Genomic DNA, 19,755 nt, shown 5'->3' with positions numbered 1-19,755 from the left:
CCGCGGCATCCGGCCCCGGTAGTATTTCGATGTGGATCGAATGTTCGCGGACTTCCAACTGGCACCCGACGACATCTCGGCGATCCGGTTCGGAATCTCCCCAGGGCACGAACTGAGCCATGCGGTGCGGGTGCTGCTGCGCCCGGGCGAACAGCCGCTCCAGTGGGGCTGGCTGCGGAGCGTGCAGGGCCGCGTGCCGAACCAGGCGTTCGAGCTCCTGGCGGTCATCATCGGCGAAGCCGGGTACTTCCCCGACTTCCTCACCACGACGCCGAACTGGAACCTGACCCCGGAAGACGAGGCCGAGCGACTCGCGTCCGTGCGCCCCGAGCTGCTGCGCGCCGACCTCACGAAGATGCTCGCCCGATCGACGGGGGCCCGGCACGTTGCCATCGGACGCATGATCGAGCGGCCGACGAAGGCGCGGGCGATGATCGCCGAGGCGTGGGGCGAAGTCTGGCAGGCCGTGCTTGCGCCCGTCTGGCCGCAGCTCGAGCGATTGCTGCGCGCCGACATCGCCGTACGCGCACGGCGGATGACGAGCGAGGGCATCGCCGCCATGGTCGCGGGCCTCCACGAGTCCGTCGACTGGCAGGGCGACGTCGTGCGAGTTCGGCTTCGCAAGCATCGCGAGCTCGTCGACTGCCGGGGGAGCGGGCTCGTGCTGGTGCCGTCGGTGATGGGCGGCCTCGGGTGCTCCGTGCTCACCGAGCCGCCGGCCCAGCCCACGCTCTTCTACCCCGCGCAGGGGGTCACTGAGACCTGGGCGAAAGACCCTGCAGCGGCCTCACGATCGCTGGGTGCGCTCATCAGCCCGGCACGCGCCGGTATCCTGCTCGCCGCGCACGATCCGCGCACCACGACGCAGGTCGCGGCCGACAGCGGCCTCGCCCTCTCGACCGCGTCGCATCACCTCTCGGTGCTGCGCGAGAGCGGGCTCATCGCGAGCGAACGCCGCGGCGCCCGCGTCTTGCATGTGCGCACCCCGCTCGGCGAGGCGCTCGTCGGCGCCACCACCTGAGACGAGCGGATGCCGCGGCGCGCGCCGCGGCATCCGCTCGCCGTCGTCAGGTCGCGGGCCGCACCGCCACGGCCACTGCATCGAGGTCGACGGTCACGCGCTCGCCGAACTGCAGCTGCTCGCGCGCCGGATGCTGCATGCGCAGCAATACGCCGCTCTCGGTGCGCAGCAGGGTGCGTCGCATGCTGCCGAGGAACGTGCTCTCCTGCACGATCGCGGCGACGGGGCCGCCGAGCCGCACGTTCTCGGGCCGAACGAAGACCTCGGCCGGGCCGCTGGCGGGCTTGCCCATCACCGGCAGGGTGACGCCGAGCACGTCGGCGGAATCGCCGGTGACGACCGCGGGCAGCACGCTCGACAGGCCGACGAACTCGGCGACATGCGCCGTCGCCGGACGCAGGTAGAGCTCCTCCGGGGTTCCGACCTGGTCGACGCGGCCGCCGTCCATGACCGCGATGCGGTCGGAGACGGCGAGCGCCTCTTCCTGGTCGTGCGTGACGAACACCGTCGTGATGCCGAGCCGCAGCTGGATGCGCCGGATCTCATCGCGGAGGCTCACCCGAACCTTCGCGTCGAGCGCCGAGAGCGGCTCGTCGAGCAGCAGTACCCGAGGCTCGGTGACGAGCGCCCTGGCGAGGGCGACGCGTTGCTGCTGCCCGCCCGAGAGCTCGTGCGGGTAGCGCGCGGCGAGATGGCCGAGCCCGACGAGCGCGAGCGCGTCGTGCACCCGAACGGATGCCTCGGCCTTGGCGACCTTGCGCATCCGCAGGCCGAAGGCCGTGTTCGCGGCGACGTCGAGATGAGGGAACAGCGAGTACGCCTGGAACACCATGCCGAGGTCGCGACGGTTCGTGGGTATGCCGGACACGTCGACCCCGCCGATGCGCACGGTGCCGCCGTCGGCTCTCTCGAGGCCCGCGAGCACTCGAAGCGCAGTGGTCTTGCCGCACCCCGACGGGCCGAGGAGCGAGACGAATTCGCCGGGACGGATGGCGAGGTCGACGCCGTGCAGCACGCGGTTCGACCCGTAGTCCTTCACGACGCCGTCGAACTCGGCTGCAGTGCCCTCGCCGCCGGCGGCGAGGATCGAGTTGTCGGCGGTGGAGAGTTCGGCTGAGGTGACGATATCGGTCATGGACGGACTTTCTTCATGGGGCGCCGGGCTGCGCGCCCGATCACGAGCAGCAGCACGAACGCGAAGACGAGCGCGAGGAGCGAGAGGATCACCGAGGCGTAGGGATCCTGCTTGCCGACCACGACCAGGGCGGTCTGCAGATTCTGGCGGTTCAGGAGGGAGGCGATCGTGTACTCGCCGAGCACGACGGCGAGCGAGATGAGGGATGCCGCGATGAGGCCGGGCCGGAGGTTCGGCGCGAGCACGCGCAGCAGCACGGTCGGCCAGCCGGCGCCGAGCGAGCGGGCCGCCTCGGCGAGCGTCCTCACGTCGGTGGCCTCCATCGACGCCTGGATGGAGCGGTAGGCGAACGGCAACACGGTGATGCCGTAGGCGAACGCGAGGGTCCAGATGCCGGTGCCGAAGGTGCGGCCGATCACGAGGTAGATCGGCGCGAGGCCGACGACGAGCACGATCGCGGGAATCGTGATCGGCAGCAGCACGAGGAACTCGAACGGACGCTGCAGCGCCGGAAACCGGAGCGTCACGAGCACCATCGTCGGTGCGAGCAGGAACAGCACGATCGCCACCGTGACGATCGCGAGCACGACCGAATTGCCGAGGCCGATCCAGATCGGTCGGTACTTCGCCGCGTTCGCCGGATCGAAGAGCGACGCCCAGTGCGCGAGCGAATACCCGTCGACGTCGCGCAACGTGTACTCGGCCATCGAGACGATCGGAATCGCGAAGAGGCCGACGACGACGATGCCGATCACCCAGCGAACCGCGGGGTGCGGTGCAAGGCCCCGGTTCATCGCTGCCACCGGGCGGCGCGACGCTGCACGAGCGAGTACGCCCACATCGTGACCGTCATGACGAGGATCATGCCGAGTGCGAGGGCGCCGGCGAGGTTCTCGCGGCCGAGCATGGTCTCGCTCGTGAGCGCGGTGCGGATCTGCAACGGCACGATCTGGGAGCCCTGGCTCGCGAGGGCAGCGGCGGTCGCGTACGACGAGAAGGCGTTGGCGAAGAGCAGCAGCAGGCTCGCGAAGAACGACGGCGCCAGCACCGGAACGCCCACGTGCAGCCAGAACCCGGTGCGGGTGCCGCCGAGCGTGAGGTTCGCCTCGGCCCACTGCGGCTTCAGCGCACTCATCGCGGGCATGAAGGTGATGATCATGAGCGGTACCTGGAAGTAGATGTACGGCAGCACGAGGCCGGGCAGGCCGTAGATCCACGCGCCCTCGGCGAAGATGTCGATGCCGAAGGTGTCGCGGAGCCACACGGTCACGAGGCCCTGAATGCCGATGGTGGCGATGAACGCGAAGGCGAGCATGACGCCGCCGAACTGGGCCAGCACCCCGCTGGCCGCATCGACGAGGCTGCGGGCCCTGCCGTGTTCGAGGCCGACGAGCGCGTAGCAGGCGAGTGCGCCGATCAGTGCGCCCACCACGGCGGTCAGCACCGAGAGCCAGGCGGAGTTCGCGAACGTCGCGACGATGACGGGGTCGCCGAGTGCGGCGACGTTCGCGAGGGTGAAGGCGCCGTCGCCGTCGAAGAATCCGCTCGCGACCGCGAGCACGGTCGGCAGGGCGAGGAACAGCAGGACGTAGGCGGCGAAGGGCACGAGGCCGAGCACTGGAGACGTGCCCGGGCGTACGGGTCGCCGAGGCGGAGCCGGAGAGACCGGCTCCGCCACGGCGACGGGCGCCGCGGGTGCGGCGACGGTCATCAACCGACCGCCGCTGCCCACTTCTCGCCGAGCAGCGTGCCGGCGCCCGTCGACTGCTCCTCGGTGGGAACGACCGTGACCTCGGGGGTCGCGGGCAACTTCGAGAAGAGCTCCTCGTCGATCGTGCCGGCTTCGGCCATGGCCTCGGCGCGCACGGGGCGGGCGCCGCCTTCGAGCCACAGGTTCTGCGCCTCGTCGCTGTAGAGGAACTCCTGCCAGAGCCGTGCGGCCGCGGGGTGCGGGGCATCCACGTTGACGGCCTGGTTGTAATAGCCCGCGTACCCGGTGCCGGGAAGGATCACGACCTCCCAGTTCGGGTTCGCGTCGCGGTGCGAGGCGTTCAGGTAGTCCCAGTCGAAGACGACGGGCGTCTCGCCCGAGGTGACCGTGGCGGTCGTGACGTCGACCTTCAGCAGGTTGCCCGCGGCGTTCAGTTCCGAGAAGAAGTCGATGCCCGGCTGGAAGTCGTCGAGCGTGCCGTCGGACTGCACGGTGGAAAGTCCGACCGCGGCGAACGCGGCACCGGCCTGCGTCGGGTCGCCGTTGATCGCGACCGAGCCCTTGTACTCGGCGCCGAGCAGGTCGTCGAGCGCTTCGGGCGCCTCGAACTTCGACGAGTCGTAGCCGATCGACATGAATCCGCCGTAGTCGCCGACGAACAGACCGCTCGGCTCCTTCAGCTCGTCGGGGATGTCGTCCCACGTGGCGACCTGGTACGGCGCGAACCGGTCGGTGTTCTGCAGGGCGACCGTCAGGCCGAGGTCGAAGACGTCGGGTGCCGTGTCGAGGCCGGCGTTCGTCTCGGCGGCCTGGATCTCCTCGGCGCTCGACGCGTCGGGCGAGGCCTCGTTGATGGTGATCTCGGGGTACTTGGCTGCGAAGGCGTCGAGCACCGCGCCGTAGTTCGCCCAGTCGCGCGGCAGGGCGATGACGTTCAACTGCCCCTCGGCCTTCGCCGCCTCCTCGAGTGCGGCGAGGTCGCCGAAGTCGGCGAGACTCGTCGCCGTCGCCGCATCCGTGCCGCTTTCGCCGGCGTCGGCGCCGCCGACGCAACCGGTGAGGCCGAGCGCCACCGCAGCCGAGACCCCGACCGCCGCGAGCGTGAATTTCTTCTTCAACACGTGTCCTCCGTTTGCTCCGCCGGCCGCCCGCGCTGTGAGACGGGCGTGCAGAACCGGGGGAGCCGAGGCCACAGTAGGGACGACGCTCATCGGGCAGGCTGTGCGCAGATGAATCGCGGATGAATACCCGTCGACGGCTCGGCGATGCGAGCCGCGCCAGACATCGAGCGGATGCCGCGGCTCGCGCCGCGACATCCGCTCGGGTCGTGCAGTGGTCAGCCGGCGAAGACGCCGAGCTCCGTGATCGAGTACCCGTAGTTCGTCGTGCGCTCCGTGCAGAGCACGCGCACGTGACGGGCGCTCGTCGCCGCGAACGACGCGGTGTCGAGACCGCCGTTGCCTGCCGTGGTCGACCAGACGGTGCGCCAGTTCTGCGCGTCATCCGATACCTGTACCTCGTAGGCCTTCGCAGCGGCCGACTCCCAGTTCACCGACACGCGGCTGATGGGCTGCGAATCACCGAGGTCGACGCGCAGCCACTGCGGGCTCGCGCCCCAGTTGCCGCTCGCCCAGCGGGTGTTGTCGCGCCCGTCGACGGCACGAGAGGCGGCGTAGCTCGTGAACGGGTTGTTCTCGTTCGAGCTCGCCCACGCGGGCTTGCCCGTGGCGAGATTCTGCGAGCTCTCGTGTGCCGCGGTCGCCTCCCACGTCTGCAGGTACGACTCGGCGCCCGACATGAGGTCGTCGACGAGTTCGTCGCCGCCGCCTGCGAGTCGGAGCTGTTCGACGTAGTCGGGCAGGAGTCCGGAGTGGACGAACCCGTCGGTGTTGACGTCGAAGGTGCGCTCGCCGCTCACCTGTCGCTCGACGACCGTCGTGCCGTCGGCAGCGGTGAACGGGTACTCCACGGTGACGTCGGAACTGCCGCCTCCGGGGTGGCCGCCGATGCCGTTGAAGTCGAGGCCGACGCCGTAGCCCTTGTCGTACTGCTCCCGAAGTGCCGCACCGTCCTGCCATTCCTCGATGAAGCCCTCGGCGGCGTGCGGGTAGCTCGTCTTGAAGCCGCCGAGCTTGTAGAGGCGCTCGGTCCAGTTCTCGTCCATCCAGCTGTGGCTCGAGAGTACGCCGGGGTAGTCGTCGGCCTCGAGGATGTCGAGGGTTCGACCTGCCGCCTTCACGCTCATGTGGTCGACCTCGACCATCATGTTGCGAGCCATGACCGCCTTGAGCGCGTACTCGCCGAGCGACGTGAGACCTCGAGTGTTGCACTGCGCCCCGGACGGATAGGTGGGGGGCTCAGCGCCGGGCAGTTCCTCGGGCGGCGGTGCGTTGCCGATCGGGTTGTCGTGGTGAGGGCCGGTGCACGCCTCGGTCTTCCAGTAGGTGCCGGTCGAATAGAACTGGCCGATGTTGATGATCGTGCCCTGCGTGCCGGGATCGAATCGCACGCCGCAGAGGGCGTTGTCGAACTTGTGGCAGAGGAAGATGCTCGACACCCCCATCGCTGCGAACTCGTCGAGCCCACGGTCGATGTCGGCCTTCGAGCACTGGGCCACGTCGAGGATCATCTTGCAGCCGAACGGCTCCGACATCTCGACACCGAGCACGACGGCGAGCTTGCCCTGCTCGATGACCGATCGCGCTTCGGCCGGTGTGGTGACGATGCGGAAGAAGCCCTTGCCTGCGCCGCCGTAGATGTCGTCGATGTACGACTCCATCTCGCGCGCCTTCTGCGCCTCGAGCCTGATCGCCGTCATCTCGTCGCACGAGCGGTCCTTCGGCATGATCGGCAGCGAGCAGATCACGCCGTTCGTGACGAGATCGTTGACGAGGATGCGCTGGCCGCCGCGCCAGGCGCGTTCCACCCAGGCGTAGTACGAGGCCTGGTGGGTCATCGAGGTGGTCTTCGGCCAGTCGGTGAAGGTGGGCCAGCCGACCGGGTCGTGCTTTCCGTCGGCGTCGCCGCTCACGAGATTCTCGAAGAGCGCGGCGCTGCCGTCGGGGTAGTGCTCGGGGCAGTCCTTCAGCGCGTCGGCGACGCCGTTCGGCGAGAACGGTGCGCCGCAGATCAGGTGACCGCCGAAGCCCTCGTTGGAGTTCAGGTGGGTGTGGGAGTCGATGAGGCCGCGCACTTCACCGTTCGCGGTCGTGCCGGTGAAGGGTTCGCCGGAGACGTTCAGCTCGACGTCTTCGGCGGGGCGGTTCGGCGGTTCCCACCACCCGGCGGCTGCGGCCTCGGCCGGTGCCGTGCCGAGCGCGGCCGGAACGGTCGCGAGTGCGCCGGCCGCGAGTGCGGCGGCGAGCGCGATGGTCAGGCCTCTGCCTCGCCACCCGCGCCTTCGTCGGACGGTGGTGCGTTCGGAACTGGCACGTGCAGGGCGTGCATGATCGATCGCCATCGGAGCCTCCTTGCTCAATTGGAGGGAAGCGTATTGTGGGTCATCCGTCCCAGTCAAGTGAACCAGTCATTTGATTCGCAACGCATATTCCGCTTGTCTCAGCGGAACGGGGCCGACATACTGCACTGGTGACTTTCGACGCCGACGCAGCCAGCACGCCCGATTCGAACGCATCACGAACAGACACCGGTTCATCGGCCCCCGCGGGCCGCTCGCCCCGCACCATCGGCCTGATCGTCGTCGGCGTCACGGTCTTCCTCATCGCCGGCGCGACGACCCTCGTCGTTCACGCCGCGGCGAACGCGCGGTTCGACGCAGCGGTCGCCGATCAGGCCGAGTCGACAGCTGTGGCCGCCGGCGCGTACTCGCAACTCGACGCGGCCGTCGCAGAGGCGACGTCGACAGGTGCACTCGCCGCAGATCTGCTCGACACCACCGCCGGCTTCGTCGATACGACAGCTCAGGGCGACCTGGGTGTTGCAGCGGCAGAGCTCACCGCAGCCATCGATGCCGGCGAAGAGCTCGACCGCGAGTCCGCGGCCGCACCCGAGGGCCACGATCGGCCGGTGTGGTTCGCCGACCTCGATCGCGCCACCGAGGGACTCGAGGCCGACACCGAGCGGTTGGCGGCTGCGGCGATCGGCGCGCGCGAGCACGTCGAGGTCGTGCAGGATGCCGTCGTGCACACGCAGACGAGCGGCACGAACTTCATCGCGATGGTTCCGCCGATCGCGACGTCGATCGACGCAGCCACCGGTTCGGCCCGCAACCTCGACCGCATCGAACTGCGTCTGGCCATGGAAGACCTCGAGGGGGCGGGCTGGGGCTCCGACGCCCCGGCGCGCATCGACGCATATGTCGCCGCTGCGAGCGCCGCTCAGGCATCGCACGGTGCAGAGGAGGCGGAGAAGGCCGGACCGCTCTACGAGCGTCGAAAGCAGGTCGAGGAGTTCGCGCGGTCGATCGCCGGTGGCGTGCTGCTCGAGTTCGACTGGGCGCCCACCGTGAACGGATACGGCACCGGCGGCTCGTACGGGGGAACCTCGACGTGGGACACCTCCGACGGCGGGCTCTCGACGATCACGCTTTCCAACAGCGTCGCCGAGATGTGGGGCGACCCGGGAGTGGTGGCGCTCGTCGTGCACGAGGTCGGCCACTCGATCACCTCGAAGTGCTACGACCTGATGGGCGACGGCCTTGCCTCCAACAACGAGGTCTGGGCAACTGCCTGGGCCATCGGCATGGGGTATACCCACGAGAGCAACGGCGTGAACAACTACGGGCAGCCCTCACCCGAAGCCATCGCACTCTCGCAGAGCTGCCGGTGAGGCCGCACTCGGCATCGGGAACAATCAGGAACTCGCGAGATCATCGTGCGGATTGCCCGATCCGTGCCCGAGCGGCGATACTTCACGAGTGACCACCGAATCCGCGCCGACCGTGAGCCTCGACTCGGGCCCCGCCCTCGCGGTGCCCGATGATCCCGGAACCCCGCGCCGCTCGCGCTCGGTCGTCGCGTGGACGATGGTCGGCATCGCCCTGTTCCTCCTGGTCGCGGCGGGAATCCTCGCCGTGAGTGCGATCGCGAATCTTCGCTTCGACGCTGCGGTGGCAGCCCACCGGGTCGCCGTCGACGACGCGGCGGCGATCGGCGAGTCGACGGCACTGGCCGAAGCGGATGCCGGTGAGAGCGCGGAGATCGCGGCCTCGATGCTCGCCGCCCCCGACGGCCTCGTCGACCCCACGGCCAAGGCCGCGCTGTCGACCGCCGCCGGCACCCTCGACACCGTCATCGGGGCGGCACCGCACACGGACTTCGCCGAGCCGACCCGGCCGTTGCCCCGCCCCGTCTGGTTCGCCGACCTCGACCGCGCCTCGGATCTGCTCGCCGCTGAGACCGAGCGCCTCGACGCGGAGGCCCGTGCGTCGAGCGCGCACGCCGCCGACCTCGCGTCGGCTGATCGTTCGACCGCCGACGCCGGCGTGGCATACGTCGCGGCCATCGCTCCGGTCGCCGCTGCGATCGAGGCCGCCAACGGGTCCGCGCGCAACATCGAGCGCATCGAGTACCGCAACACCGTCGAAGAGCTCGCGAGTGCCACGACGTGGGACCACGACGCCGCCGCGCGCATCGATCAGTACGTCGCGGCGGCGAACGCACTGCAGTCGACCCATGCCGCCGAAGAGGCCGAGAAGGCCGGCCCGCTGTACGACCGCCGCGTCGCCGTCGAAGCCTATGCACGGTCGATCGCGGGCGGCGTGCTGCTCGAGTTCGACTGGGCGCCGATCGTCATCGGCTACGGCGAGAACGGCTCGGCCGGCGGCACCGCGACCTGGGACACCTGGGAAGGCGGCCTCTCGACGATCACCCTCTCGAACAGCATCGCCGAGCGCTGGGGCGACCCCACCATCGTCGCTCTCGTCACGCACGAGGTCGGTCATGCGATCACCTCGAAGTGCCTCGACCTCGTCGGCGAGTACGCGAACAACAACGAGCCATGGGCCACCGCCTGGGCGATCGGCTTGGGTCACACCGACCCCAACGGCAACGGCGAGTGGCTCTACGGCCACCCTCCCGACGAGCTCATCGAGCGTTCGAAGGCGTGCCGCTGAATCGTTCGGCCGGGTCGCCGCCTCACGCGGGCGTGCCTGCTGCTCTCGCGTAGCGTTCGCTGTACGTCTTGAGCAGTGATCGCAGTTCATCGGGCGATTCGACGGTGAAGTCCATGCCCAGCATGCCGATGTAGGCGGCGATGGTGTCGAGCGAGTCGGCGCCCGTGACGAGCACGGACTCGGTCTCGGAGACGGCCTCGACGACGCCGACCGCGTGATGGATGCGCGCGAGCACCGCGCTCGCCGACGCCGCGATCCGCAGACGCGCATGAACCTTCCAACCACTCTCGGCGATCGACCGCATCGCGAACGCCGTGTAGTCGCCGCCGGGCACCGTCGCCGGCTCGAAACGGCGTCGCGTCGGCATGCGCGGTTCGATCCAGTCGGCTCGGAACGTGCCCCACTCCCCGCTTGCCGGGTCGCGGCCCACGAGGTACCAGCGCCGAGCCCAGCTCAGCAGGCGATACGGCTCCACGAGGCGCGCGGTGCCCTGATAGTCGAACCTGATCCATTCGGCCCCGCGGATGGCGCTCGCCACGGCTGTGAGCACCGCCGCATCGACCTCGGGGTCGGGGGCATCCGTGTCGTTGTTCTCGGGCGCCCGCTCGATCACCGTCGCGAGCGCCTCGACCGTCGGCCGGAGCCGCGACGGCAGCATCTGTTCGAGTTTCGTGAGAGCGCGGGTGCTCGACTCCTCGACGCCCGAGATGCCCGTCGCGACCCGCAGTCCGATCGCCACGGCGACCGCCTCCTCGTCGTCGAGCAGCAGCGGCGGCAGCTTCGCGCCCGCGCCGAGCCGGTAGCCGCCCGCAGCGCCGCGGGTCGCGTCGACGGGATAGTCGAGTTCGCGCAGGCGATCGATGTCGTTGCGGATGGTGCGCGGGGTCACGCCGAGCCTGGCGCCGAGTTCAGCGCTCGTCCAGTCGGGGCGGGACTGCAGCAGGGCGAGCAGCGAGAGCAGCCGTGCGGCGGTATCGGACATCGTGCAGACCCGTTCGATCATTAGGAACTGAACGTTCCTATATACACCGTACCGTCGAAGACATGACGAACACCACCTCTTCCACCGAGATCCGCCCGTTCACCGTCGACGTGCCCCAGGCCGACGTCGACGACCTCATGGAACGGCTCGCGCGCACCCGCCTGCCCCAGCCTGCTCCCGCCGACGACTGGGACACCGGCACCCCGAACTCCTACCTCCGCGAGGCCGTCGAGGCCTGGCGCGGGCTCGACTGGCGCGCGGCCGAGGCACGCATCAACGCCGTGCCCCACTTCACGACCGACGTCGACGGCCAGCGCATCCACTTCATCCACGTGCGCTCGCCTCACCCCGATGCGACACCGCTGCTGCTCGCGCACACCTACCCCGGGTCATCCGTCGACTACCTCGACCTCATCGACCTGCTCGTCGACCCGGTCGCGCACGGCGGCCGCGCCGAAGACGCCTTCGACCTCGTGATTCCGGATGCCCCGGGGTTCGGCTTCTCGAACCCGGTCGCCGCGCCCGGCTGGACCACCGCTCGCGTCGCCCGCGTCTACGACGAGCTCATGCGTCGGCTCGGATATTCCGAGTACGGCATCCACGGCTCCGACAACGGCGCGCTCGTCGCCCGTGAGCTCGGGCTCCTCGACCCCGAGGGCTTCCTCGGCCTGCACGTGCTGCAGCTCTTCTCGTTCCCGAGCGGCGACCCCGCAGAGTTCGAGCACCTCGAACCACAGGACTACGCGGGGCTCGAGCACATGCAGTGGTTCCAGTCGGTGGGCGGCTACAACACGATGAACGCGAGCCGCCCGCAGACCGTGGCGGTGGGGCTCAGCGACTCGCCGATCGGTCTGTTCGCCTACTCCGAGCTGTTCAACTCCTTCGGCAACGGCACCTCGCTCGTCACGCTCGAGCAGATCCTCGTCGAGGTCAGCGTCACGTGGTTCGCAAATGCCGCTGCGGGTATGAGCCGCAGCTACCTCGACAACGCCCGTGCCGAGGACGAGCCGCAGGTGAGCAGCGCGCGCACCGGTGTCGCGGTCTTCAAGGACGACTTCCAGACGATCAAGGTCTTCGCCGAGCGTGACAACTCGAACATCGTGCACTGGAGCCGGTTCGAAGAGGGCGGCCACTACGCAGCCCTCGAGCGCCCAGAACTCGTGGCCGGCGACATCAGGGCGTTCTTCGCCGGGCAGCGCTCGGCCTGAGGAGTCGATGCCCCCGCAGCGTCGTGTCGCGTTCGCCGGGGGTTCGCGGGGAGGACGGGAAACGTTCACTTGTCTTCACAAATGTGTACGTCGCCGCCGGACGACCGGCGGCGACGTACGTTCCACTGATTGGAGCACTTGTGAGCCTCGCACCACCCGACCGTCCGCCCGCTGCACCTCGTCGTCGATGGGGGCGGATCGCCGCCGCTTTCGTGGCGACTGCGACCCTGGGCGCGTCGTTCGCCGTTCCCACGGTCGCAGCCTCGGCCGAGGAGGCGGATCTGGCGGCGCGATTCACCCTCGCCGTGCTGCCCGACACCCAGTTCTACTCCCGGTACTCCGCCGACCAGTTCATGCCGAGGTACGGCAGCGACCCGTTCGAGACGCAGACCGAGTGGCTTGCCGAGCACCGCGATGAACTCAACATCCCGTTCGTCGCCCACCTGGGCGATGTCGTCGACAGAGTCGGCACGGAGGCTGAATGGCGTGCCGCCGACAACGCGATCGCGGCGCTCGACGATGACGGCCTGCCGTACTCGATCCTCGCAGGCAACCACGACGTGCTGAACTCGGCAGACGACCACTTCGACACCGAGTACGACCTCGCCGCCGAGCCGTACCTCAAGTGGTTCGGTCCGACGCGCGCCGCCGACGTGTCCACCTTCGGGGGCGCCGATCCGACCGGATTCAACCAGTACCACGTGTTCGAGGCCGCCGGTCAGGAGTTCCTCGTGCTCGCGCTCAGCTGGCGGGCCTCGGATGCCACCCTCGAATGGGCGCAGGGAGTGATCGACGAGCACCCGACGCTGCCCGTCATCCTCACGACCCATGCGCTGCTGAACGTCGAGCCCGACACGGTCACCCCGAAGGAGGACCCGTACGGGGCACGGCTCTGGGATCAGCTCATCCGCGGCAATGACCAGATCTTCCTCACGTTCAACGGGCACTTCCACGGCGCGGCGCAGCTCACTCGCCTGAACGATTCGGGCAACTCCGTCACGAATGTGCTGATGGACTACCAGATGGCGTACGAGGGCGGCAACGGCTATCTGGGGCTGCTCGAGTTCGACCTCACCAACGATCGCATCTCGGTGCAGACGGCGTCTCCTTGGGTGGTCACGAAGCCGCATGAATCGCTGACCAGCTACGACCAGCCGTTCCTCGAGGGTCCGAACCAGCAGTTCGCACTCGACATCGACTTCGCCACGCGATTCGCGGGGTTCGCCCCCGACTTCGCGCCCGGGGCTGCCGACGAGCCGTCGCTCACGCAGCGCGCCAGAGACATCCTGCTCGACGGGTTCGAAGCACCCGCCCCGATCGACCTCGAGCAGCCCGGGTCGCGTGAGGACTTCGTGGAGGCCGACGGCACGCTCGCCCACTGGAGATTCGGCGACACCCCCGGCGTCGTTCAGGAGCGACAGGTGTTCGAGGACATCGCGGGAGACGCGGACCTCACTCGAGTCGCGATCGCCGAATCGGGGTCGCCGACCGCGATGGTCGAAGACGTGACCGTCACGAACGAGGCGAATCCGTTCTCGTCGGACGGTGGAGCGGTCTGCTTCGCGGAATCGGACAAGATCGAGAATCGGTTCAGTTACCTGCAGACGGCGCCGGATGCGGCGGTCAACGACGCCCGGCTCGAGAACGGGTACACCCTCGAGACGTTCCTGAAGATCGACGGTTCGTGGACGGCGGATTCGAACGGTTGGATGAAGGCGATCACCCGTTCAGGCAATCGCTCGACGATGCCCGGCATGCCGTGGTCGCAGTGGGACTACACGGCGTCGCCTGCCGCGCTCGGCCTGTCGAACCTCAAGGAGTTCCAGTGGACCGAGGTTCCCGCCGAGACGACGAAGGGCGATCGCACGGCGTGGTCGGGTGAGATCATGCTCGACCGATGGGTGCACGTCGCACTCGTCAACGATCCGGCCTCGTCGACCTCGACCATGTACGTCGACGGCGCGCCGGTGCTGCGCAACACCACCGACACGCTCGGGCAGAGCGTGAACGGCGACATGCCGTGGATCTTCGGTGCCGACTGGGCTGACGACCGCGCGCTGAACGGCTGGGCCGGCTGCATCGGCGAGACCCGCCTGGTGGACCGTCCGACGACGCCCGACCAGTGGCTCACGGCTCGCCCCGCCCTCGACACGCTCACCACCACGGCGCCGAGCGGCCAGCTGCCGGCGGGGTCCGTCGTCGACGCGATCTCCGGCACCGGCACCCCGAGCGCGACGGTGTCGCTGACGGGCGACGTCGCCGGAACGGCGACGGTCGGCGCCGACGGCACCTGGTCGATCCCGCTCGGCGAGACGGCGGCGACGGGTTCCGGTTCGGCAGGTGCCGGGCAGGTCGCAGCGGCCGTCGGCCCGCGACTCGCGGAGCTCGCTCCCGGAGACTACGCCTTCGAGCTCCGCCAGGGATTCGGCGAGCGGGTCTCCGAACCGTTGACCGGATCGTTCACGATCGCCGCTGAACCCGGAACCGGCGGCGGCGCGGGCGGAGACGGCGGCAGCGGGGGCGGAGACGGCGGCGCGACCGACGCCGGCGGCCCCTCGGGCGACCTCGCAAGCACGGGCTTCGAAGGCGCCGTCTTCGGCGGCATCGCGATCGTCCTCATTGCGGCGGGCGCGGTGTTCCTGATGCTCCGCCGTCGACGGGTTCAGAGCGAGGGCTGACGGGCAGCGAGAGAGACTGCGCATCGAGCGGATGTCCCGGAGCGGTGTTCCGGGACATCCGCGCTGCGGCGGCATCCAGGGCGCCGCGGGCGAGCATCGTCGATCCGGCCACCGCGGCGGGCATCGCGACCACCGCGCCGAGCGGCACCATGAAGCAGAGCTGCGTCGCGACGCCGAATCCGAGCATCCGGGCCCGGTGCCCGCGAAGCACGGCCTTGCGGGCCGCCGCAGTGATGCCACGGGCCTCGAAGGCGCGTGCCGTGAGTTCCCTGGCGAGCAGCCAGCCCGAGAGAGCCACGCCCAGCACCGGTGCCGCGATCGTTCCGATCAGCGGCACGAATCCGACGAGGCCCACGACGACGGCCGCGACGATGCCGAGTGCGATGAGCGCGGCGGCGTCGCCCGCGGCGCGCCAGAACCCCGCTCCGCGATCGGGTACCTCGCCGCCGAGTTCGAGTTCGACGGCCCGCCAGATGCGCTCGTAGAACGGGTCGCCGACGGCGAGGGTCAGGGCCGTGAACGTCACCGCCGCAAGCAGCACCGCGCCGGCGAAGGTCACCGCCGCGATGCCGATGCGCAGTGACACCGCCCAGAATGCGTCCCAACTCTCGGCGAACGGCGTCGCCCACTGGGCGATCGCCGGCAGCTGGATGCCGAGTGCCACGAGTGCGGCGAGCACGATCACGAACACGATCGCCGCGGGGATCAGCCCGAGCAGCATCACGCCTGGCCGCCTCCCCCAGAAACCGAAGCCGCGAAACAGGAGGCCGGCGCCGGAGAGGAATCGCCTGAGCATCGACTCAGCTTACGAGGTGCGGGAAGGCAGCGCATCGGCGCTCGCGCCCTTGACGCCGCACGGCCGACGTGCTCGCATGGCGACATGGAGCAACCGACGGCCGCGGCATCCGACCTCATCGACGACGACCGGCTCGACGACCTCGAGCGGGACTTCGTGGGGCGGGTGCGCGGCCGGGTGCTCGAGATCGGGGCGGGCGAGGGCGAGAACTTCGGAGCCCTGCACGCCGACGTCGAATGGATCGGACTCGAACCCGATGCCGAGCGCCGAGCCGAACTCGCGCAGCGCGCCCGCGGGTGGGGTCACCGCGCCGAGCCGCTCGATGCGCGGGCCGAGGCGATTCCGCTGCCCGATCACGCGGTCGATGCCGTCGTCGCCACCTACGTGCTCTGCTCCGTCGCCGATCCGGCGATCGCACTCGCCGAGGTGCGCCGGGTGCTCGCGCCGGGCGGCAGGGTCGTGTTCATCGACCACGTCGTCGCGCCGCCCCGCACGGTGAAACGGGTGGTGCAGCGCATCGCCACGCCGTTCACCGCCCGCTTCTGCCATGGATGCCACTGGGATCGCGACACGGCTCGGGCACTTGCCGACGCGGGGTTCGTCGCCGACGACGCACGGCCGTTGCGCGTGCGTTCGATGCCGTTCGGCCCGGTACGGGTGCTGCTCTTCGACGGCCATGCGCCGTGAGGCGCGCCAGGCGGTCTCGAGCGGGTCGGTGCATCCGCGGCCCGTCGACTAGCGTTGAACCATGAGCCGCACCGTCTGGACCGTCATCGGTGTCATCGCCGCAGTCGTGATCGCGTGGTTCCTCGTCGATGTGCTGTTCAGCCTGCTCTGGTTCATCGGCAAGCTCGTGGTCGTCGCCGTGGTCGCGGTCATCGTGTACTTCGTGCTGCGCGGCGTGTTCGGTCGCGACCGCGGGCAGCGCTCGATCGAGCGCTGAGCCTGTCGATGGAGCGCTGACCACGTGGCGATCATGACGTACACCGAACTCGATGTCGCCATCGGCGACGGCGCTCGCCTGCACACCTTCGACACCGGCGCGGATGCCGCGTCGACGCTCACGCTCGTGTGGCATCACGGCTCCCCGCAGACAGGTGCGCCGATCGAACCCCTGCTCGTCGCGGCGGCCGAACGGGGCATCCGACTCGTCTCCTACGGGCGTCCGTCGTACGGGGGATCGACGCCGCGGCCCGGGCGCGACGTCGCCTCGGCGGCAGCAGACGTCGCGGCGATCGCCGATGCGCTCGGGCTCGAGCGGTTCGCCGTGATGGGGGCGTCGGGCGGCGGTCCCCACGCGCTCGCCTGCGCGGCACTGCTGCCCGGTCGCGTGGTCGGTGCGGTCACGCTCGCGGGCGTCGCGCCGCGCACCGATGGGTACGACTGGTTCGCCGGCATGGCCTCGCCCGACGCCCTTCGTGCAGCCGTCGGGGGGCGCGCCGCGCGTGCGGCCTTCGCCGAGACCGAGGAGTTCGATCCCTCGCAGTTCCTCGCCGTCGATCTGGCGGCGCTCGATGCACGATGGGCGTCGCTCGGCGCCGACTCCGTGCTCGCCGGAGCGGCCGGGCCCGACGGACTCATCGACGATGACGTCGCCTTCGCAGCACCGTGGGGCTTCGACCTCGGCGACATCGACGTGCCGGTGCTGCTCGTGCAGGGCGAGGGCGACCGTATCGTTCCCGCGTCGCACGCCTCGTGGCTGCTCGCGCGCATTCCGCGGGCGTCGCTCTGGATGCGACTCGACGACGGGCACATCTCGGTGCTCGACGTCGTGCCCGACGCGATGGACTGGCTGATCGAGCGCGTCTGAGCAGCGCTCGCGGCTATTCGAACTCGGCGAACGCCTCGCGGGCGTCGTCGACGTCGACCTCAGCGGCATGAGCAGCACCGGCCGCGCGCTCCCGCTCCCGCGTGAGGGATCGCGTCGCCCGATCGGCCTCGGCGATCTCCTGCTCGACTCGTCGCAGCTGCTGTTCGAGCTCGTCGCGTCGAGCCGCGCGATCGGCGTGCCGGCCGTTGGCGTCGGCCAGCCGGGCGTCGACCGCCTCGAGCGCAGCGGATGCCTCGGCCGCTCGCAGCTCGGCGGCTTCGACCGTGCGCTCGGCGCGTTTCCTGGCGGCCCGACGGTCGTGGCCCGAGGGCATGGCCGGCGCGGCGTCGCTCGCGGCAGCGGCGTCGCTCGCGGCAGCGGCGTCGTCCGCGGCATCCGAGTCGCCCGCAGCACCCGCCTGTTCGGTGCGCGGCGCCGGCCCGCCCGCGACGGCACCGCTCAGCTCGACCTCGACGCCGACCGCCTCGAGTGCGCGCACGAGTCGGCCCGATCGCACGGCGTCGGCCGCGGCGGCATCCGACATCGCGGCCTGCAAGGTCTGGGCGACCTCGTCGAGCACCGGGGCGCGCACCGGGGCCCCGAGTTCCTCGGCGAGCGCGCCGGCATCGCGGGCGAGCGCGGAGACGAGGCGTCGGCGCTGCCGGCCGAGCTCCGCGAGCTCGGCCGTGTCGAGCGCCCCGCGGACCTCGCGGGCTCGGGCCTCGGCGCCGAGCGTGAGCACCGCCTGCACCTGGTCGGCCCGGCGGCGCACGAGCTGGTTCACGAGCCACGCCGCGGGGGAGGGGCGTCGCAGTTCCCGGATGCGTGCGCCGAGTTCGCGATCGTCGGCGCCGGCCGACTGCGCTCGAGCGTTGCGGGCAGCAGTGAACTCGTCGGGACGCAGCGCGTACAGGTCCGTCGCGGCGTTCACGAGCGCGTCTGCCGGCATTCCGGCCTCCTCCTCGTTCTGCGGTGTCTGCGGCCTGATTCGATCTGATTCAGTCTGCCTCGGCCTGATTCGATCTGATTCAGTCTGCGGAGCCGTCGAGCTCCGCCAGGAGCGCGTCGAGCACGGGGCGCTGTCCGGCGGTGAGCAGCTCCCGCGCCTCGAACACCGGCGTCCATCGGGCATCGTCGACCTCGGGGAACTCCCGGATCATGCCCGACCGCGGCGGCCACTCGAGTTCGAAGGTGTTCGACCGCACAGCGTCGACCTCGAACTCGGGTGCGCAGACCGCGAACACCCGCACGGTCTTGCCGGATGAGTAGCGGAACGTGCCGAGGTCGACGGCCTCGGCATCTGGCGGCGTCACGCCGATCTCTTCGGTGAACTCGCGCCGGGCGGCGGTGAGCGGGCGCTCGCTCGTGAACTCGCCCTTCGGGATCGACCAGGCACCAGCCTGGCGACCGGCCCAGAACGGCCCGCCCATGTGCGCGATGAACACCTCGACGCCGGTCGACTTGCGGTACAGCAGCAGGCCCGCGCTCTTCACCGGCATGGCGCACCACCGAGGTCGGAGAGGCGTACCTCATCCGGGGGTAACGTGGAACGGACCACTCGAAGGAGGAATCCATGGCACGCATCGTGATCTTCGGAGGCCACGGCAAGATCGCTCTGCGACTCGCACGCCTCGCTGCCGAGCGGGGCGACGAGGTCGACGCGATCATTCGCAATCCCGAGCATGCCGACGACGTCGTTGCGGCGGGAGCGCGCCCGATCGTCGCCGACATCGAGCGCCTCGACGTCGACGACGTCGCCGAGATCCTGCACGGCCACGACGCCGTGGTCTGGTCGGCGGGGGCAGGCGGCGGCGATCCGGCCCGTACGTACGCGGTCGACCGCGACGCGGCGATCAGGTCGATGACGGCGGCCGAACAGGCGGGCGTCACCCGGTACGTCATGGTGTCGTACTTCGGCTCGCCCGATCACCGCGTGCCCGAGGGCGACTCGTTCCACGCCTACGCCGAGTCGAAGGCGGCGGCCGATGAGCGCCTCGCGGCCTCGTCGCTGCACTGGACCATCCTCGGCCCGAGCACGCTGACCGACGGCGAGGGCACCGGACTCATCGACGTCGGCGCGACCAGCAGCGGCACCGTCGACCGGGCGGATGTCGCGGCAGTCGCCCTCGAATCGGTGCACCGAGACTCGACGGTGGGCCGCACCCTCCGGTTCAACGGCGGCGGCACGCCGATCGCCGAGGCGCTCGCCTGACCGTCGTTGCTCGACCCATGCCACGTGTTCGCGGCGGTCAGTGGTCGCGCGGATGCCGGATGAGCGACCAGAGCGCCGCGAGCCCCAGAAGGCCCCCGACGGCCAGGAAAGTTCCGAGAATCGACCAGA

Annotated in this window: 18 protein-coding genes; 9 read left to right on the top strand and 9 right to left on the bottom strand. The window is 70.1% G+C overall.

From position 1 onward, the window contains the following. Positions 1-40: 40 nt before the first annotated feature. A complete protein-coding gene (locus tag FHG54_RS14350) occupies positions 41-1,021 on the top strand; it encodes an ArsR/SmtB family transcription factor (RefSeq protein WP_139418482.1) in 981 nt (326 codons plus the stop codon). 46 nt (positions 1,022-1,067) lie between these two features. Here FHG54_RS14350 and FHG54_RS14345 read toward each other — a convergent pair whose 3' ends face one another. From FHG54_RS14345 to FHG54_RS14325, 5 genes are all read right to left on the bottom strand, one after another. After that, complete coding sequence (locus tag FHG54_RS14345; RefSeq protein ID WP_139417876.1) at positions 1,068-2,156, bottom strand: ABC transporter ATP-binding protein; 1,089 nt, start codon at positions 2,154-2,156, stop codon at positions 1,068-1,070. Next, positions 2,153-2,950: an ABC transporter permease gene (locus FHG54_RS14340; RefSeq protein ID WP_139418481.1), complete on the bottom strand. Its 798-nt coding sequence runs from the start codon at positions 2,948-2,950 to the stop codon at positions 2,153-2,155. The genes FHG54_RS14345 and FHG54_RS14340 overlap by 4 nt, the downstream gene beginning before the upstream one ends. Further along, complete coding sequence (locus tag FHG54_RS14335; RefSeq protein ID WP_139417875.1) at positions 2,947-3,867, bottom strand: ABC transporter permease; 921 nt, start codon at positions 3,865-3,867, stop codon at positions 2,947-2,949. Before FHG54_RS14335 ends, FHG54_RS14340 begins: the two co-directional genes overlap by 4 nt. Next, positions 3,867-4,985 carry an ABC transporter substrate-binding protein gene (locus FHG54_RS14330; protein WP_139418480.1) on the bottom strand — a complete coding sequence of 373 codons (1,119 nt, stop codon included), beginning with the start codon at positions 4,983-4,985 and terminating at the stop codon, positions 3,867-3,869. Before FHG54_RS14330 ends, FHG54_RS14335 begins: the two co-directional genes overlap by 1 nt. Before the next feature lie 218 nt (positions 4,986-5,203). Next, positions 5,204-7,327, bottom strand: a complete 2,124-nt coding sequence (locus tag FHG54_RS14325; RefSeq protein WP_139417874.1) for a galactose-binding domain-containing protein — start codon at positions 7,325-7,327, stop codon at positions 5,204-5,206. 128 nt (positions 7,328-7,455) lie between these two features. Between FHG54_RS14325 and FHG54_RS14320 the strand changes: the two genes are divergently transcribed. Together FHG54_RS14320 and FHG54_RS14315 are read left to right on the top strand one after the other, a co-directional pair. Further along, on the top strand, positions 7,456-8,655 hold the full coding sequence (locus tag FHG54_RS14320) for a hypothetical protein (RefSeq protein WP_139417873.1): 1,200 nt from the start codon (positions 7,456-7,458) through the stop codon (positions 8,653-8,655). 88 nt (positions 8,656-8,743) lie between these two features. Further along, on the top strand, positions 8,744-9,940 hold the full coding sequence (locus FHG54_RS14315) for a hypothetical protein (RefSeq protein ID WP_139417872.1): 1,197 nt from the start codon (positions 8,744-8,746) through the stop codon (positions 9,938-9,940). A 22-nt stretch (positions 9,941-9,962) separates the two neighbouring features. Here FHG54_RS14315 and FHG54_RS14310 read toward each other — a convergent pair whose 3' ends face one another. Next, positions 9,963-10,922 (bottom strand): helix-turn-helix transcriptional regulator, encoded by a 960-nt coding sequence (locus FHG54_RS14310; protein ID WP_139417871.1) that lies wholly within the window; start codon positions 10,920-10,922, stop codon positions 9,963-9,965. 62 nt (positions 10,923-10,984) lie between these two features. On the opposite strand from FHG54_RS14310, the gene FHG54_RS14305 reads away from it, so the two are divergent. Together FHG54_RS14305 and FHG54_RS14300 are read left to right on the top strand one after the other, a co-directional pair. Next, positions 10,985-12,130, top strand: coding sequence for an epoxide hydrolase family protein (locus FHG54_RS14305; protein ID WP_139417870.1), 1,146 nt, complete (start codon positions 10,985-10,987; stop codon positions 12,128-12,130). Positions 12,131-12,342: 212 nt separating this feature from the next. Continuing rightward, complete coding sequence (locus FHG54_RS14300; RefSeq protein ID WP_210415433.1) at positions 12,343-14,808, top strand: LamG-like jellyroll fold domain-containing protein; 2,466 nt, start codon at positions 12,343-12,345, stop codon at positions 14,806-14,808. Here the strand turns inward: FHG54_RS14300 and FHG54_RS14295 are convergent. Continuing rightward, positions 14,747-15,604, bottom strand: a complete 858-nt coding sequence (locus tag FHG54_RS14295; RefSeq protein ID WP_139417869.1) for an EI24 domain-containing protein — start codon at positions 15,602-15,604, stop codon at positions 14,747-14,749. The genes FHG54_RS14300 and FHG54_RS14295 overlap by 62 nt on opposite strands. Positions 15,605-15,688: 84 nt before the next feature. On the opposite strand from FHG54_RS14295, the gene FHG54_RS14290 reads away from it, so the two are divergent. From FHG54_RS14290 to FHG54_RS14280, 3 genes are all read left to right on the top strand, one after another. Next, the gene (locus FHG54_RS14290) at positions 15,689-16,291 is read left to right on the top strand and encodes a class I SAM-dependent methyltransferase (RefSeq protein WP_139417868.1); all 603 of its coding nucleotides are present in this window, start codon (positions 15,689-15,691) and stop codon (positions 16,289-16,291) included. Positions 16,292-16,352: 61 nt separating this feature from the next. After that, positions 16,353-16,547 (top strand): hypothetical protein, encoded by a 195-nt coding sequence (locus FHG54_RS14285; RefSeq protein WP_139417867.1) that lies wholly within the window; start codon positions 16,353-16,355, stop codon positions 16,545-16,547. Positions 16,548-16,580: 33 nt separating this feature from the next. Then, on the top strand, positions 16,581-17,414 hold the full coding sequence (locus tag FHG54_RS14280; RefSeq protein WP_139417866.1) for an alpha/beta fold hydrolase: 834 nt from the start codon (positions 16,581-16,583) through the stop codon (positions 17,412-17,414). Between the two features lie 13 nt (positions 17,415-17,427). On the opposite strand, the gene FHG54_RS14275 is transcribed toward FHG54_RS14280, so the two are convergent. After that, the gene (locus tag FHG54_RS14275; protein ID WP_139417865.1) at positions 17,428-18,363 is read right to left on the bottom strand and encodes a transposase; all 936 of its coding nucleotides are present in this window, start codon (positions 18,361-18,363) and stop codon (positions 17,428-17,430) included. A 79-nt stretch (positions 18,364-18,442) separates the two neighbouring features. After that, complete coding sequence (locus FHG54_RS14270; protein WP_139417864.1) at positions 18,443-18,913, bottom strand: NUDIX hydrolase; 471 nt, start codon at positions 18,911-18,913, stop codon at positions 18,443-18,445. A 74-nt stretch (positions 18,914-18,987) separates the two neighbouring features. Between FHG54_RS14270 and FHG54_RS14265 the strand changes: the two genes are divergently transcribed. Beyond that, positions 18,988-19,626: an SDR family oxidoreductase gene (locus FHG54_RS14265; RefSeq protein WP_139417863.1), complete on the top strand. Its 639-nt coding sequence runs from the start codon at positions 18,988-18,990 to the stop codon at positions 19,624-19,626. The last annotated feature ends 129 nt before the right edge of the window (positions 19,627-19,755 follow it).

Origin of the sequence: Agromyces laixinhei (assembly GCF_006337065.1) — a bacterium.
Classification (GTDB): domain Bacteria; phylum Actinomycetota; class Actinomycetes; order Actinomycetales; family Microbacteriaceae; genus Agromyces; species Agromyces laixinhei.
Note: the sequence above shows the minus strand (reverse complement) of the source record. Positions and strands in the feature narration are given on the sequence as shown.